We start from the raw sequence: 2201 nt of genomic DNA, 5'->3' as shown, positions 1-2201 counted from the left end.
AAACGTTTCATCATACTGTTTTTTCATCTGAAACACCTCTTATATAGAATAATTTATCTCTATACTGTGTTCCAGTTTTACTGTACCACCTCATCAAGGTACGGTCAAAATGGAGAATAAAAGAGGAAGCTTTAAGCAAATTGTCCCGAATTATGAAAAAATCAATGCCGGTTTTACGGTTGATGTAGGTAAACCGGATAAGATTTATTTTTATGAAGATCCAATCGACATGTTATCTCATTGGAGTATCAAACAAAATAAGATACAAAACGCTCGCCTGGTTTCTATGCATGGATTGAAGTCAAAAACAGTAATTCAATCTTTAATGGATGCGAAAAAAGAAGGGCACGATATTAAAGAGGTCATTATGGCAGTTGATAATGATAAACCTGGGAAAGACTTCATTCAGACAATGAAATGCTTTGTAGACCTTCAAGAGGATATTCCAACAAATGAAAAGGATTGGAACGATGTCCGGAAGAAACAAGTGAATGAGCAACAGGCAAAAGAAATAGCCCAACCAAAGAAAATGAAACCAATTAAAGAGGTGGAGCGAAGTGTCTAATCTACCAGAAATGCCAAACATATTACAAATTTTGATGTATAGTTTTATCCTTTATTTTCTTTTTCTTATTTTTAAATTCATGTACCGGAAGATCCAGGAGCGAAGAATATTAAAGCGAATGGCTAAGTCTGGTATTCGTTTTAATATGTGCGTACTTACATGAGAAGGAATCACAATCTTTAAATCTGATTATAAATAAAGGTTCCACATAATCTCTTTGAATAAGAACATCTTGTCCACTTATAGAATAATATATCTAGATGCTTCGTAGTTAATTAGAACAAGGGATGTGGAAACATGGAAGATATCAAGAAAAAAATAGAGGAGTTGACCTTGAACCAAAAAGAAATCATGCGAGAAATAAGAAATGTAGAGATGCGTACAACGATAAATGAAAAAGACATTTCTACAGTTAATAAGCAATTGGAAAAAATCAGTTTAAATACAGTTTGGATTTTACGAATTATTATCGGGGCAGTCACAGCAGGGATTTTAGGGTTAGTAATTAAAGGAATAATGTGAAAAGTTTATTTAAAAGAGCTCTTAACGGGGAGCATTCGCAGCGTTATTCGCGTGGATGCTTTTGACTATGTAAAAAAGAATGAACAGTATCAGAAAGTTATTGAAAAAAACCAGGATGTTACCAAAAAACAAGCAGAAGTTTTTGAGGATTTGAAGTGCCCCCTAAAAGTTAAACATGGTTATTTCATTAGGAAGCTTGATAAAAGTGAGTCTGGTATTGCACCGGGCTCATTTTTAATCTTGTCTTTATCCGTTTCGTATTATAATAATTTGTATATTTTTTTAATTCTATTTTAAAATGTTCTACACTTTCAAACTCTTTTATGTAGAGGAATTCCGACTTCATGATCCCGAAGAAATTGTCCATTATTGCGTTGTCATAACAGTTGCCTTTTCGAGACATACTCTGCACAATACCTCTTGATTCAAGAGTACGGACATATTGTTTCATTTGGTAATGCCACCCTTGATCTGAATGCATCAATAGTTGGTGATTTTCAAGCAAACGTTCTAATGCGTTCTCTGACATTTCTGAAACAAGTGAATACGTCGGTCTAGAGCCTATTGTATAGGTAATAATTTCACCATTATACAAGTCTAATACAGGTAATAAATAAAGTTTCTCTCCAAAAAATTTCTGTTACCCATTTTTGATTCGGTGCATCTGCATGAAAACTACGCGCTAAAATATTTGGTGTCATTTTACCGGTTTTCTCTTCATAAGACTTATATTTTTTCATACGTACAACCCACTTTAATCCAAGCTCTTTCATAATGTGCAGAACCTTCTTGTGATTCACTTTCTGACCACTATTCGTTAACTCATCACGAATGCGACGGTAGCCATAACACCTTCATTTTTCCTTGTTTTGAACTAAGGCATTCAACTTTTTTAAGTACTCATTTTCCATTTCAAGCTGTTTAATACGTACTTCAAGTGCTTCGACTGAAATTTCAACTGGTGCTTGTTTTGATTGTTTATTTGACTCTTTTTTCATGGATGGACGCCTCTTTTTCCTTGATTGAAGGGCATCAATTCCTTGTGTTTCGAGCTGTTTTTTCCAAACAGAAATCGTTGAAGGGGCAGGAATGTTAAAGATAGCTGCCGTCTCAA

General features: G+C 34.3%; 1 protein-coding gene and 4 pseudogenes. 4 read left to right on the top strand and 1 reads right to left on the bottom strand.

The window, feature by feature from the left end; translation table 11 throughout:
- Positions 1 to 94: 94 nt before the first annotated feature.
- The 4 genes and pseudogenes from F3I02_RS32335 to F3I02_RS34290 form a co-directional block, all read left to right on the top strand.
- Positions 95 to 565: pseudogene (locus F3I02_RS32335) on the top strand (toprim domain-containing protein); the annotation flags it as partial.
- Positions 558 to 707 (top strand): annotated as a pseudogene (locus F3I02_RS32330) (restriction endonuclease); the annotation flags it as partial. The pseudogenes F3I02_RS32335 and F3I02_RS32330, both read left to right, overlap by 8 nt.
- Positions 708 to 862: 155 nt before the next feature.
- Entirely contained in the window at positions 863 to 1087 is a 225-nt protein-coding gene (locus F3I02_RS32325) for a hypothetical protein (RefSeq protein ID WP_196477511.1), read from the top strand.
- Positions 1088 to 1112: 25 nt separating this feature from the next.
- Positions 1113 to 1240, top strand: a pseudogene (locus F3I02_RS34290) (BhlA/UviB family holin-like peptide); the annotation flags it as partial.
- Positions 1241 to 1274: 34 nt separating this feature from the next.
- On the opposite strand, the pseudogene F3I02_RS34285 reads toward F3I02_RS34290, so the two are convergent.
- Positions 1275 to 2201 (bottom strand): annotated as a pseudogene (locus F3I02_RS34285) (IS3 family transposase); the annotation flags it as partial.

Origin of the sequence: Bacillus sp. SRB3LM, assembly GCF_015712745.1 — a bacterium.
GTDB lineage: Bacteria > Bacillota > Bacilli > Bacillales > Bacillaceae_G > Bacillus_A > Bacillus_A thuringiensis_K.
This window is presented reverse-complemented; position numbering and strand designations above follow the sequence as displayed.

Coding starts and splice junctions, on each gene's coding strand:
- F3I02_RS32325 (WP_196477511.1), top strand. CDS start 863: ATGGAAGATATCAAGAAAAAAATAGAGGAGTTGACCTTGAACCAAAAA.